General features: G+C 73.8%; 12 protein-coding genes. 7 read left to right on the top strand and 5 right to left on the bottom strand.

Going from position 1 to position 12,642, the window contains the following annotated elements; translation table 11 throughout:
* The 5 genes from GA0115242_RS17120 to GA0115242_RS17105 all read right to left on the bottom strand — a co-directional run.
* On the bottom strand, positions 1-361 hold a 361-nt coding region (locus GA0115242_RS17120), incomplete at its 3' end, for a DUF5825 family protein (protein ID WP_237549113.1).
* A 34-nt stretch (positions 362-395) separates the two neighbouring features.
* Entirely contained in the window at positions 396-2,297 is a 1,902-nt protein-coding gene (locus tag GA0115242_RS17115) for a RiPP maturation radical SAM C-methyltransferase (protein ID WP_093829323.1), read from the bottom strand.
* Positions 2,298-2,620: 323 nt separating this feature from the next.
* A complete protein-coding gene (locus tag GA0115242_RS41655) occupies positions 2,621-2,749 on the bottom strand; it encodes a hypothetical protein (protein ID WP_256089461.1) in 129 nt (42 codons plus the stop codon).
* Positions 2,746-4,542: a S9 family peptidase gene (locus tag GA0115242_RS17110; RefSeq protein ID WP_256089460.1), complete on the bottom strand. Its 1,797-nt coding sequence runs from the start codon at positions 4,540-4,542 to the stop codon at positions 2,746-2,748. Before GA0115242_RS17110 ends, GA0115242_RS41655 begins: the two co-directional genes overlap by 4 nt.
* On the bottom strand, positions 4,539-5,726 hold the full coding sequence (locus tag GA0115242_RS17105) for an MFS transporter (protein WP_237549112.1): 1,188 nt from the start codon (positions 5,724-5,726) through the stop codon (positions 4,539-4,541). The genes GA0115242_RS17110 and GA0115242_RS17105 overlap by 4 nt, the downstream gene beginning before the upstream one ends.
* A 456-nt stretch (positions 5,727-6,182) precedes the next feature.
* On the opposite strand from GA0115242_RS17105, the gene GA0115242_RS17100 reads away from it, so the two are divergent.
* The 7 genes from GA0115242_RS17100 (at position 6,183) to GA0115242_RS17070 (ending at position 12,636) form a co-directional block, all read left to right on the top strand.
* A complete protein-coding gene (locus GA0115242_RS17100; protein ID WP_093829319.1) occupies positions 6,183-7,079 on the top strand; it encodes a TIGR03619 family F420-dependent LLM class oxidoreductase in 897 nt (298 codons plus the stop codon).
* 141 nt (positions 7,080-7,220) lie between these two features.
* On the top strand, positions 7,221-8,060 hold the full coding sequence (locus tag GA0115242_RS17095; protein ID WP_093829317.1) for a CPBP family intramembrane glutamic endopeptidase: 840 nt from the start codon (positions 7,221-7,223) through the stop codon (positions 8,058-8,060).
* The gene (locus tag GA0115242_RS17090; protein WP_093829315.1) at positions 8,057-9,211 is read left to right on the top strand and encodes a sensor histidine kinase; all 1,155 of its coding nucleotides are present in this window, start codon (positions 8,057-8,059) and stop codon (positions 9,209-9,211) included. Before GA0115242_RS17095 ends, GA0115242_RS17090 begins: the two co-directional genes overlap by 4 nt.
* Positions 9,208-9,867 (top strand): response regulator, encoded by a 660-nt coding sequence (locus GA0115242_RS17085; protein ID WP_093829313.1) that lies wholly within the window; start codon positions 9,208-9,210, stop codon positions 9,865-9,867. Before GA0115242_RS17090 ends, GA0115242_RS17085 begins: the two co-directional genes overlap by 4 nt.
* Before the next feature lie 270 nt (positions 9,868-10,137).
* The gene (locus GA0115242_RS17080; RefSeq protein WP_093829311.1) at positions 10,138-10,671 is read left to right on the top strand and encodes a MarR family winged helix-turn-helix transcriptional regulator; all 534 of its coding nucleotides are present in this window, start codon (positions 10,138-10,140) and stop codon (positions 10,669-10,671) included.
* 77 nt (positions 10,672-10,748) lie between these two features.
* A complete protein-coding gene (locus GA0115242_RS17075) occupies positions 10,749-10,955 on the top strand; it encodes a DUF2180 family protein (protein WP_093829309.1) in 207 nt (68 codons plus the stop codon).
* Positions 10,956-11,391: 436 nt separating this feature from the next.
* Positions 11,392-12,636, top strand: a complete 1,245-nt coding sequence (locus tag GA0115242_RS17070) for an alpha-hydroxy acid oxidase (protein ID WP_305134128.1) — start codon at positions 11,392-11,394, stop codon at positions 12,634-12,636.
* Positions 12,637-12,642 lie beyond the last annotated feature (6 nt).

Raw genomic sequence — 12,642 nt, 5'->3', positions numbered from 1 at the left:
CCGGGTCCGGGGGGCCGAGGACGGCGGTCGGGGGATGGAGGTGGCTGTAGTGGCGCCAGGCGTCGGGGTCGGGGCCGGTGCGGATGCGCCAGTCGACCGAGATGGCCATGCTGGACAGGGCGCCCACGAAACTGAGCGCCCGCACCGTCCAGGCGGCGTCGGCCGGGTCCGTCACGTCGACCGGGCGGGGCAGGGTGACGTGCCGGGCCCCGGCCGCGAACAGCCGCCGGGCCGCCTCGCCGCCGGAAAGGTCGATCTCGTAGCGGCCCAGGGACATGCCGGGCAGGGCGCTCACCTCGGGGTCGTAGTCCCGCGCGGCGGTCACCAGGAAGGGCGCGGCAGCGGTGGGTGCTGGGGTCATCGTCGTCTCCGTGGGGCTGTCGGCGGCGCGGGCGTCAGGCGGACGCGACGGCGAGGTCGTCGGCGCGCGCCGCGGTGTGCCGCATGAAGTCGATGCGCAGGAACTCCTCGTTGACGGCGGGCGGCGCGATCTGCACGAACTGCCCGTTGTCCTCGAAGACCAGCCCGAGCGAGCGCCACCGGGCCAGCACCCGCCGCAGCGCGTCCTCGCCCACGGCGTGCTCCTCGCCCAGCTTGCGCGCCGCGGCCCGCACCGTGTGCGGCTGGTCGAGCAGCCGGAACAGGGCCAGTTCGAGCGGGTCGGTCAGCTCCGTCCGCGTCCACGCGAAGGAACGGCGGCTGCTGACCAGGACGATGCGGTCCTCCAGGTCGCAGTGGGTCAGCCGGCTGCCGGGGTAGTTCCGCTTCCACCGGGTGATGCCCTCGTCGAGACGGCGGACGGTCTCCTCGTCGATTCCGCGCGGCGGCACGTCGAAGACGTAGGCCAGGTCGAACATCTCCGCCTCGGGCAGGTCGTAGGTGAGCCGGTACGGCTCGGCCGGGCGCAGTTCGGAGAAGCCGAGGCCGGGGTCGTTGAAGTAGGGGCTGAACCGCTCGATCGCGATCCGGGAGGAGGCGCCGACGGGCGGGTTCAGGTGCTCTAGCGCGGGCAGTTGGGCCACCACGTCGTCGTAGTCCTCGGCGGACTCGCCCGGGAAGCCGTGCAGGTAGTTCCAGGCGACCGAGAGGCCGACGGTGGCCGCGTCCCGCAGCATCCGCACGTTCTGGCCACCGGACACGCCTTTGTCCATCAGCGTCAGCACCCGGCTGTTGAGGCTCTCGATCCCGGGCTGGACGAAGATCAGGCCCGCGTCCGCGAGGGTCTGGAGCTGCCCCCGCCGCATGTTGGACTTGATCTCGATGTGCATCCGCAGGTCGTACCCGCTGTCGATGATGCGTGGCAGCACCGTCCGCACGTACCCCATGTCCAGGATGTTGTCGACGACGTACATGTCCAGCACCCGGTGCCGCGCGGCCAGTTCGACGATCTCGTCGAAGAACACGGTCGGGCTCTTGCTGCGGAACTGCATGAACGAGCCGTTCAGCCCGCAGAAGGTGCAGTGGTGCTTCTCGCCCCACCAGCATCCCCGCGCGCCCTCGACCACCAGCTTGGGCTCGACCCAGTGGCGCGCGCGGGAGGCGGCGAGCCGTTCGAAGTACCCGGCGTAGTCGGGCGGCAGGATCGACGCGGGCGGCAGCGGCCTGGTGCTCATGGTGTTGGCCACGGAGGTCCCGTCCGCGTCCCGCCAGCAGAGTCCGGGCACCTCCGCGAGCGGGGCGCCGGTGTCCAGCGCCGTGAGCAGCGCCGGGAATGAGACCTCGCCCTCGCCGCGCACGACGTGGTCGACGAACGGGAAGTTGCGGTGGACGCTCTCGCCCTGCTTGCCGTCGCAGTTGGCGCCGCCCATCGCCGTGACGATGTGCGGGGCGAGGCGCTTGACGTGCTTGGCGGCCGCGAGGGCGGCGGTGTTCTGCTGGAACGTGGAGGTGAACCCGACGACGTCCGGGGCGAGTTCGACGATCCGCTCGGCGATGTGCCGGACGAAATCGGGCGCGGTCACGTGCAGCGCCTGCGTCATCTCCATCCGGGCCCCGCGCACCCGGTTGCTCATCGCCTCGGTGAATTCGCCGACCCGCCACTGGGGATCGTCGTACAGGGCGGAGGAGAACACCCAGTCGCCGCAGCCGAGGAAATAGGAGCCGAGCGCGTAGTAGGAGTAGTCCTCCAGGGTGAATTCGGTGTTCTCGGTGATCCAGTCGACGTATTCGATGTTGGCGTGGAGAACCTCCGCCGTGCCGTTCGGGACGCGCTCGTCGACGCTGCGTTTGAGAATTCCGAGTGCCAGCGACGGCAGATCGATCGGGGCCCAGGGCATGTTCACCAGGAGTACGCGCATGGCCGGCCTCTTCTCGTAGGAGTCGGTTGATCGGTGCACGGGTTCGGTCGTCCGGCCCCCGCCGTCCGCCCTCCGGGCGCACGGGCGCCCCGGGCGGGTCGGGGCCGGTCGCGCCGGCTGCGGGGCCGGCCCCTCGGTGCTGTGTGTGTCGGACACGGCCCAGTGCCGTGACCGGGAAGGTTCGCCGGAAGGCTCGCGGTGTCCGGTGCGGTGCGTCGCACGGCGGAGCGTCGCCCGCGTACTGGATGTACTCGGGTGATGCGACGACGCGGCGAGGTGCCGTGCCGGGCATCGCGAGCCGCTGAACCTTTCCGGTCAGGGCACTAGCTCTCCTCGTCCTCCATCTCCTCCGCGGAGCGGAGGTAGATGACGACGCCGACGCCGGGCTTGCGGCTCTCCTCGTCGCCCTCCAGCGGGTCGCCGTGGATGATGTCCTTCTGCATGATGTTCACCCCCTCTCCCCGAGCGGTGACGGCTCGGCGGGCACGGGCGCCGCAGGCAGCCCGCCGCCGAGAAATCCGAGGGACCGTTCGATGACGGCCAGGTGGTCGGCGCCGTCGTAGCCGTCGTGGTCCGAGTCCACCCACATCACCTCGTGCGCCACCCCGCCCGCCCGCAGCCGCTCCACGTACGCCTCCACCTGCTCCGGCGGGCACTTGGCGTCCCGTCGCGCGGCGACGATCAGCAGCGGGGAGCGGACCCGGGACGCGTAGGTGGACGGCGAGGCGTGCGCGTAGGCGCCGGGCACCTGGTCCGGTGTGCCGCCGAACAGCGCGGTGTCCAGGGCCTGGAGCGCGGGCGTGGCGTGCCGGAAGGCCGTGACGCAGTCGGCCAGCGGCTTGACGGCCACCCCGACGTCCCACAGCTCCGGGTGGGTGCCCAGGGCGAGCAGCGTCAGATAGCCGCCCCACGAGGTCCCGCACAGGCCGACCGCGCCCGCCCGCCCGATGCCCCGTGCCAGCAGGTCGGCCCGCGCCCGCACCAGGTCGGCGACCTGGGTGTGGCCGACGCCCTCGGAGTAGGCGGAGCGCCAGCGCGGCCCGTAGCCGGTGGAGCCGCGGTAGTTCACCCGGGCCACGGCGTGTCCGGAGCCGACCAGCGCCTGCACCATGGGGTCGTAGGCGTCCCGGTCGTGGTCGGCAGGTCCGCCGTGCACGAGCAGCACCAGCGGGTGCGGGCCGGGCCGGTCGGCGGGCGTGGTCACGAAGGTGTGCACCGGACCGTCGGGCCCGGGTGTCCACAGGTCGGCGCGGTGGCCGAAGCGGGGCAGGCGCCAGTCGCTCTGTCCGGGCAGCGGCCGCCCCGAGAGGGACAGCGCGCGCGGCACGGTGACCGCGTCGGTCCAGATGAAGTGCACGTCCCCGTCGGCGGCCGGGGCGGCGTCCAGCAGGCTGCCCTCCGGGGTCGGCAGCGGGGTCAGCTCGCGGCGGTCCAGGTCGGCGGTGAACAGCAGGCTGCGGCCGTGCCGGTCCTGGCGGAGCAGGACCCGTGGGCGGCCGGTCCCCGGGTACCAGCGGGCGGTGGTCTCGGTGTCGAAGGAGCACCAGGGCAGCGGTTCGAGGCCGGGCCCGGGGGACCAGGCGCCGAGCTGGTAGCGGCCGTCCCGCTCGGACATGACGAGCAGCAGGGTGCGGCCGGGCGCGGGCGCGAACCCGAGCGGCCAGACGCGTCCCCGCTCCCCGGAGAGCACGGCCGCGGTGGTCCCGTCCGGGGTCAGCAGGGTCACCGCGCGGGCGGAGTGCGCGGGCCCGCGGACCGCCAGCAGCCCGCCGTCCGGCGCCAGGTCGCAGAGCGTCCCGGGCTCCGTCGTGCGCAGCACCGGCACGGCCACGCCGCCGCGCCTGCCCAGGTGGACGCCGAGTCCGCCAGGACCGCGGATGCCGACGGCGACCGCGCCGCCCGCGGCCAGGGCCAGCCCGGCCGGCCGCCCGCGCGGGACCCCGGCCAGCGCCGGACGGTCCCGGCCGCCGTCGAAGTCCTGGATCCGCCAGCCGCCGACGCCGCCGCGGTCCTCGTCGAACCACCAGACGGCGTCCTCGTCGGCGGCGCACCGCAGCGTGCCGTGCGGGCGGTCCGTCAACTGGCGGGTGACGCCGGTGGAGCGGTCCCAGACGAAGATCTCGCAGCGTCCCCCGGCGTCGCCCGTGTACACCATCAGGTCCGGGTTCCCGGGGCTGGTCACCGGCAGCACCGGCCGGTAGACGCCGTAGGCGCGCGGTGCCGACCCCGCCCGTGCCGCCGTCACGGCGCCTGCCCGACGACGAGTCGGGCCCTGACCGTCGCGTAGAGGGCCAGGGCGGCGAACGCGCCCGCGCAGCCCAGCGCCACCGCGCGCCCGCCGTACGCCGCCACCAGAACGCCCGCGGCCACCGGCGCGAGCACCGCGACGCCCTCGCCCGCCGTGCCCAGCACGGTCCCCATCCGGGCGAGCAGCCGTTCGGGGGTGACCAGCACCGCCCGGCTCTGGAGCACCACCGCCACGGACGGCACGATCAGCGACACCGTGCTCAGCAGCAGCCCGTACGCCCAGGTCCGGGAGGCGAACGCGAGTCCGGCAGCCGTCGGCACCATGGCCCAGGACGCGCCCGTCACGATCCACGCGGCCGGGACGCGGTCCACCAGCCACGGCGCGGCGAGCGCCCCCAGCAGCCCGCCGACGCCCGCCAGGGTGAGGATCAGCCCGATGGAGGCGGGTCCGGCGCCCCGGGCGTGGGAGGCGAGGACCGCGTGGAAGTAGAGCGCGCCGAGCAGCGCGTTGATCCCGGCGGTCCAGACCACCACGAAGCGCAGGAACGGTTCGGCTCGCACGAAGCGCAGCCCCTCGGCGAGTTCCCGGGTGAAGGAGGCGGGTGCCGCCTCGCGGCCGGGGGACAGGTCCGCGCTGATCGCCCGGCTCAACACCGCCACCAGCAGGAAAGACAGGGCGTCGGCGAGCAGGGGCACCCAGCGCGCCAGTTGGTAGAGCACGCCCCCCAGCGACGGCCCGGCGATCTGCACCGCCTGGTCCCGCGCCTGGAGCAGGCCGATCGCCCTCGGGTACTCCGCGGGCGGCACCAGCCGCCGGATCGTCCCGGACGCGGCGGCCGCGTAGGCGGCGCCCGCCGCCTGTTCGACCACGGCGGCGACCAGCACATGGGCCAGGACGACGTGTCCGAGGGCCACGGCGGCGAACACCGACCCCATGGCGACCGCGGCGACCAGGGCCGCCGCGCACATCATGGGCCGGCGCGGCCACCGGTCGGCGTAGACGCCCGCGACCGGGGACGCGACGAGGGAGCCGACCAGAGCGGTCGACGCGACCAGACCGGTGAGCCCGGCCGGATATCCGGCCCCCAGGAGAATGAGCGGGAGGAAGAGGGAGGAGGCGCAGGTGCCGAGTCCGTCGACCGCTCCCGCCGTCCAGAAGAGAAAGTAATTCCGTCTCCGCAAAGGAGACGTGGAGCGGTGCGCGGGAGATGGAGAAGGTTCCTCGGATAACTCGGGTCCGGGAGGTCTTAACGCGCCCTCCGCCTCACCCATCAAGAATGCCGCGCGGCGCGGATATCCGGAACGAACGCATCCACGATTCCCCCTGGATCGAGCGGACTCACGGTCGTCGAGAGGGGTGAGCGTAGCGAAGGGGAACCCGCGTCACAATACCCCGGGGTCCGGCGGAATTCCCGATCAAGAGAAGCGGGGATTCCGGATATCGGGAACGGATGGGGGCGCTGTTCTCCCGCCGGGAATCCGGTGGCCGGTGCGACCGGTGGTGACCGTGGGAGGATGCGGCGGCCGGTGACTGGCCGGATCGCCACGGTCGCCCGGGGCGTTCGGGACGTACGCTCGGAAGCCAGGGAGTTGAACGTTGAACTTCCTTGCGGACCGGTCGACTTGAGGAGACGTCACATGCTCATCGGTTTCAGCCTCCCGCAGTTCGGGGCCGTGGCCCACCAGGCCGAACTCGTACCGGAGTTCGCCCGCCGGGCGGAGGACCTCGGCGCGGACAGCCTCTGGGTCGGGGACCGGCTGCTCGCACCCGTGCGGCCGATCGTCGGCTACGCGGGCGCGGACACCATCCCGGAGGGGTTCAACAGCCGCCTCGACCCGTTCGCCCTGCTGACCGTCGCCGCCACCGCCACCCGGCGGGCGCTCATCGGCACCAACGTCCTCAACGCCCCCTGGTACCCGCCCGCCCTCCTGGAACGCTCCCTCACCACCATCGACCGGCTCAGCGGCGGCCGCCTCCTCGCGGGCTTCGGCATCGGCTGGTCGCCCGAGGAGTACGAGGCCGTCGGCGTCCCCATGGCGAGCCGGGGAGCCCGCCTCGACGAGTCCCTCGACGCGCTCGAATCCCTGTGGACCGCCGACCCCGCCGAGTTCCACGGCCGCCACTGGAGCGTTCCGGCCACCCGCGCCGCCCTCCGGCCGGCCCGCACCCCGCGCCCCCCGGTCTACCTGGGCGGGTACGCGCCCGCCGCGCTCGACAGGATCGCCCGCCGGGCCGACGGATGGCTCCCCGTCACCGTGCCGGGCGCCGCCCCCTTCGACCCAGCCTCCGTCAACGGACCGCTCGCGCGCATCCGGGACCTCGCCGCGGACCACGGACGCGACCCGGCCGCCGTCGACGTCGTCCTGCGCCTCAACCCGCAGGAGTCGGCCACCGTGGACGACGTCGTCGCCACCATCGCCCGCGCCGGGAAGGAGACCGACGTCGACCACGTCTTCGTCGAGCTGATGTACGTCGCCGGGGACGTCGAGGGCGCCCTGGACTTCGCCGCGCGCGTCCTCGACCGGGCCCGCTGAACGGCCGCAGGACACCGCGTGTCCCCCGTGCGAGCTACGGCGAAGTGTCCTCCGTGCGGTGACGATCTCCGGGCTCCGGTTCCGTAACGTCCCGAGCGGCCCGGGACGCTGCGTCGGCGGGCGTCGGCACGAGGAGTCTCGATGAGGTTTGTCTGGCAGTTCCTGGCGGCGATGGCGATGTACGCCGCGGGCGGGAACATCGTCACCGCCGTGCGGGAGAACGACTGGCTCACCCTCGCCCTCGGGCTCGCCGCGGCGGCCGGTGCCGTGCTCGGCTACGCGTGGGTCGTGCGCCGGACCGAGCACCGCGCGGTCACCGAGGTGGCGCGCGAGGGCGCGGTGGCCAGGACCGGCTGGGGCGTCCTGCTCGGCGCCGGATGGTTCGGGGCCGTCATGGTCAACCTCTTCGCCTCCGGGTACTACGACGTCCACGGCCTCGGCTCGGCGCGGGGCGCGATCGGCCTGCTCGGCTTCATGGCCGCCGCCGCGACGATGGAGGAGATCGTCTACCGGGGCGTCCTGTTCCGGGTCGTCGAGGAGCACATCGGCACGTACCTCGCGCTCGCCCTGAGCGGCCTGGTCTTCGGCCTCTCCCACCTGCTCAACGAACACGCCACGCTCTGGGGCGGCATCGCCATCGCCGTCGAGGCCGGATTCATGCTCGCCGCCGCCTACGCCGCGACCCGCAGCCTCTGGGTGACGATCGGCGTCCACTTCGGCTGGAACTTCGCCGCCGCCGGTGTCTTCAGCACCGAAGTCTCCGGCAACGGCGGCAATCTGGGGCTGCTGGACGCCACCCTGTCCGGCCCGGAGCCGCTCACCGGGGGCGACTTCGGACCCGAGGGCAGCGTGTACTCGGTCGGCTTCGGCGTGCTGCTGACCCTCGTCTTCCTGTGGCTGGCCCACCGGCGCGGCAACGTCGTCGCCCCCGGCGCCAGGCGCGCCGCGCGCGCCGGTTCGCCGCTTACACTGCCCCGATGACCGCGCGCCGCCGTATCCCCCAGTGGTGGGGACGGCTCGACGTCACCGCCCGGGACCTCCCCCTCGGAGTGCTCCTCCTCGTCGCGTCGCTGCTGCCCTCGCTGCGCGGCAAGGGGACGGAGATCGGCGGTCTCGTGACCCGGCCCACCGACCTGCTCGCGGGCGTGGCGGCCGTCCTCCAGTGCCTCCCGATCGCGCTGCGCCGACGCCTGCCCCTGGTGGCCGTCGCCCTGGTCACGACCGGGTTCGCGCTCGACCAACTCCGCGGCTACCACCTGTACGCGGGCACCGCGCTGCCGCTCGTCCTGGCGAGCGCGGGCGCCCACGCGGAACGCCACCGGCGCGCGGCCCTGATCGCCCTCGCCGTGGCCTACGCGGCGCTCTCGATCGCCCTCCACCGACTCGGCACCGGCGAGTCGGTGGCCGAATTCGTCATGTTCTTCGTGGCGTTGGGCCTCTCCTGGGCCGCGGGCGCCTGGACGCGGGCCGCCCGGATCGCGGAGGCCGAACGCGCGGAGCGGGTCGCCGAGGACGCCCGCTCCGCCGAACGCACCCGCATCGCACGGGAGTTGCACGACGTGGTGACCCACCATGTGACGGCGATGGTCGTGCAGACCGAGGCGGCGCGCTACCTGACCGCCGCGCCCGACCGCCTCGACCACGCCCTGGCCGCCGTCGGCGACACCGGCCGCCGGGCCATCACCGACCTGCGGCGCCTGCTCGACCTGCTCAACCCCGATCACGGCGCCGAACCCAGGACACCGCCCGTCGGCAGCCTGCACACCCTGGTGGAACAGACCCGCAGGGCGGGGCAGCCGGTGGAGTTCACCGAGGAGGGAGCACCGGCCACGACGACCGGGAGCGCCGACCTCGTGGCCTACCGCGTGGTGCAGGAGGCCCTGACCAACGCCCTCAAGTACGACCACGGCGGCACGACCTCGGTCCGGGTGCGCCACTGCGCGAAGGAGATCACGGTGGAGGTCGGCACGGACGGCACCGGCTCACGGGCCGCCTCCCCGGGCGGTGGCGGACGCGGACTGGACGGGCTCCGGGCCCGCGTCGACGTCCTCGGCGGCCACTTCAGCGCCGGGGAGCACCACGACGGCGGCTTCGTCGTGCGGGCCCGGATACCCGGGAACGACGCGTCATGACCGACCCGATCCGCGTCCTCGTCTGCGACGACCAACTCCTCATCCGCACCGGGCTCTCCACGATCATCGACGCCCAACCCGACCTGGAGGTGGTCGGGGAGTGCGCGGACGGACGGGCCGCCGTCGACCTCGCCCGCGCACTGCGCCCGCACGTCGTGGTGATGGACGTGCGGATGCCGGTGCTCGACGGCATCGAGGCCACCCGGCTACTGGCCGGAGCGGGCGTCGAGCATCCCGTCAAGGTCCTGGTGGTGACCACGTTCAACCTCGACGAGTACGTCTACGAGGCGCTGCGGGCGGGCGCGAGCGGGTTCGTGCTGAAGGACGCGCCCCCGGACCGGCTGCTGCTCGGCATCAGGACCGTCGCCACCGGAGCGGCCCTCCTCGACCCGGACGTCACCCGCCGCCTCGTCGGCCGGTACGCGGCCCGCATCCGGCCCGTGCGGGGCACCGCCCACGACACCCCGCTGACCCCGCGGGAACTGGAGGTCCTGCGGCTCATCGCCGACGGGCTCTCCAACAGCGAGATCGCCGCCGTCCTGACGATCAGCCCCGAGACCGTGAAGACGTTCGTGTCCCGCATCCTGGGCAAGCTCGACCTCCGCGACCGCGTCCAGGCGGTGGTCTTCGCCTACCGCCACGGATTGGTGACCTGACGACGGCGACGGGAGCGGCGACGGGGGCGGTGCCGCACGTTTCCGCGCCGGGCCGCGCGTGCCGCTTCACGCCGAGGCGCGCCGCTCCACGCCGAGGGGCCGGTACCGAGGCCAGGGGCCGCATGTGCCGCCCCGCGCCGACTCGTGCTGTTCCGTGCCCCCTGGCGTCCCCTTGCGCACGCTCGCTCGGTCGCGTTCCGTTCTAGGATTGCACTCTGCACGAGTGCGGGGACGTCCTGGCCGCCCGCACCCCAGCGGAGGAGACGGCCCATGACACGGCGCGACACCGGGGGAGCGGCGGCGGACGCGGACGCCTCGGCCGGGCTCGGGCTAGACCGGGAGGCCGAGGAGGTCACGCTGGCCGTCATGGCGGCCTCCCGCCTGCTGATGGCGATCTCCGCCCGCGCCCTCGCCGCCACCGACGTCACCCTCACCCTGCCCCAGTTGCGCGCGCTGGTCGCGATGGCCGGGGCGGGCCCGCTCAAGCTCGCCGCCCTGGCCGCCACCCTCGGCGTCAACCCGTCCACCGCGCTGCGGATGGCGGAGCGGCTGGAGGCCCTCGGCCACCTCGACCGGAGGGCCAACCCGGACAACCGCCGCGAGGTGGTCCTCACCCTGACCGACTCGGGCCGGGCCCTGGTGGAGGACGTCATGGCGTACCGCAGGACCGAGATCAGCTCCCTGGTGACCCGGCTGCCCGCCACCACCCGCGCGGCGCTCGTGCCCGCGCTCAGGGACCTCGTCGCGGCGGCGGACGAGGCGGCCGCCGATCCCCTCGACGCCTTTCCCGCCTATCTTGCATAAGGCAATGGTCCGGAGCAGTCTGGAGGGAGGAGACCTGGAGCCCGGGACTCCCGATCACCGGAAGGTGAGGTGACGACATGCAGTGCTACGACTGCTCCGACCGACCCGGCACCGCCGCGCCCGCGGTGGGCGTGTGCATCCGCTGCGGGGCGGGTGTCTGCCGCGCCCACGCGCACGAGAGCCACGCGCCCGCGTACGCCATCGTCGGCGCGGGACGGGCCACCCATGAGCGGCCCGCCCGGCACCTGACCTGCGGGGCCTGCCGCACGGCGGAGACGAGCTGACCACGGGACGGGCGGCGGCCGGCCGCCGAGCGGAGACGGGCGGCCCCTCGGCGGGGACGGCCCCACCGAGGGGCGGAGAGCGGCCGGCGTCGCCCGCCTGCCCCCACCGCACGGCGGAGAACGGCCGGCACCGTTCCGCCGGTCCCACCGGACGGCGGAGGACGGCCGACATCGCCCGCCGGGAGGCCGTTCTCCCGTGGGCCGTCCCCTGCCCCGTCCACCTGGGTCGCCCGCGCTTTCGACGAACATCCGATGTTTGGGTATGCTGCGCTGGACGCCGCTCCCCGCGGCGGGCGAGACGCCTCCCGGGTCCCGCCGTCCCGGCGCCCCGCGCACGGACACGTCACCCGCGGACACGTCACCCGCGGCCGGACCGCGGGACACGGTGTCCTCGCCCGCGCGGCGGTCGGCCCGGCCCGCCGCCCACCATCGAACGGTGATCGCCTTGGTACAGCGACAGATACCCCGCCCTGCCGAGATCCTCGAACTCGCGAAGTTCAGGAAGCCCGAACTCAACGGCCGCAGGCGGCGCCTGGACGCGGCCCTGACCATCCACGACCTGCGCGCCGTGGCCAAGCGCCGCACCCCGCGTGCCGTCTTCGACTACACGGACGGCGCCGCCGAGGGCGAACTGTCGCTCGCCCGCGCCCGCCAGGCGTTCGAGGACGTCGAGTTCCACCCTTCGATCCTGCGCAGCGTGCCCGAGGTGGACACCACGACCACCGTGTTCGGCGGCCCGTCCGCGCTGCCCTTCGGCATCGCGCCGACCGGCTTCACCCGGCTCATGCAGACCGAGGGCGAGACCGCGGGCGCCGGCGCGGCCGCCGCCGCGGGCATCCCCTTCACGCTCTCCACCCTCGGCACCACGTCCATCGAGGGGGTGAAGGCCGCCAACCCGCACGGGCGCAACTGGTTCCAGCTCTACGTCATGCGGGACCGCGAGACCTCGTACGGCCTGGTCGAACGGGCCGCCGAGGCCGGGTTCGACACGCTCTTCTTCACCGTGGACACACCCGTCGCCGGAGCCAGGCTGCGCGACAAGCGCAACGGGTTCTCGATCCCGCCCCAGCTCACCGCGTCCACCGTCCTCAGCACCCTGCCCAGGCCTTGGTGGTGGTGGGACTTCCTCACCACGCCCAAGCTGGAGTTCGCCTCCCTGACCTCCACCGGGGGCACCGTCGGTGAGCTGCTCGACGCGGCCATGGACCCCTCCATCGGCTTCGACGACCTCGCCGTCATCCGCGACATGTGGCCCGGACGGCTGGTCGTCAAGGGCGTCCAGACCGTCGAGGACTGCCAGAAGCTCGCCGGGCTCGGCGTGGACGGCGTCGTCCTGTCCAACCACGGCGGACGGCAGCTCGACCGCGCCCCGGTCCCGTTCCACCTGCTGCCCAAGGTCGTCAGGGAGGTCGGCAAGGACATGGAGGTCGCGATCGACACCGGCATCATGCACGGCGCCGACATCGTCGCCTCCGTGGCGCTCGGGGCCCGCTTCACCCTCGTCGGCCGCGCCTACCTCTACGGCCTGATGGCGGGCGGGCGCGAGGGCGTCGACCGGGCCGTGGCCATCCTCGCGGAGCAGATCACGCGCACCATGAAGCTCCTCCAGGTCTCCTGCCTGGAGGAGCTGACCCCCGCTCACGTGACCCAGCTGACCAGGACGACACCGCTGCTCGGCTGACTCCTC

Origin of the sequence: Streptomyces sp. SolWspMP-5a-2, from assembly GCF_900091845.1 — a bacterium.
Taxonomy (GTDB): domain Bacteria; phylum Actinomycetota; class Actinomycetes; order Streptomycetales; family Streptomycetaceae; genus Streptomyces; species Streptomyces doudnae.
This window is presented reverse-complemented; position numbering and strand designations above follow the sequence as displayed.

Coding starts and splice junctions, on each gene's coding strand:
- GA0115242_RS17115 (WP_093829323.1), bottom strand. CDS start 2,297: ATGCGCGTACTCCTGGTGAACATGCCCTGGGCCCCGATCGATCTGCCG.
- GA0115242_RS17100 (WP_093829319.1), top strand. CDS start 6,183: ATGCTCATCGGTTTCAGCCTCCCGCAGTTCGGGGCCGTGGCCCACCAG.
- GA0115242_RS17095 (WP_093829317.1), top strand. CDS start 7,221: ATGAGGTTTGTCTGGCAGTTCCTGGCGGCGATGGCGATGTACGCCGCG.
- GA0115242_RS17090 (WP_093829315.1), top strand. CDS start 8,057: ATGACCGCGCGCCGCCGTATCCCCCAGTGGTGGGGACGGCTCGACGTC.
- GA0115242_RS17085 (WP_093829313.1), top strand. CDS start 9,208: ATGACCGACCCGATCCGCGTCCTCGTCTGCGACGACCAACTCCTCATC.
- GA0115242_RS17080 (WP_093829311.1), top strand. CDS start 10,138: ATGACACGGCGCGACACCGGGGGAGCGGCGGCGGACGCGGACGCCTCG.
- GA0115242_RS17075 (WP_093829309.1), top strand. CDS start 10,749: ATGCAGTGCTACGACTGCTCCGACCGACCCGGCACCGCCGCGCCCGCG.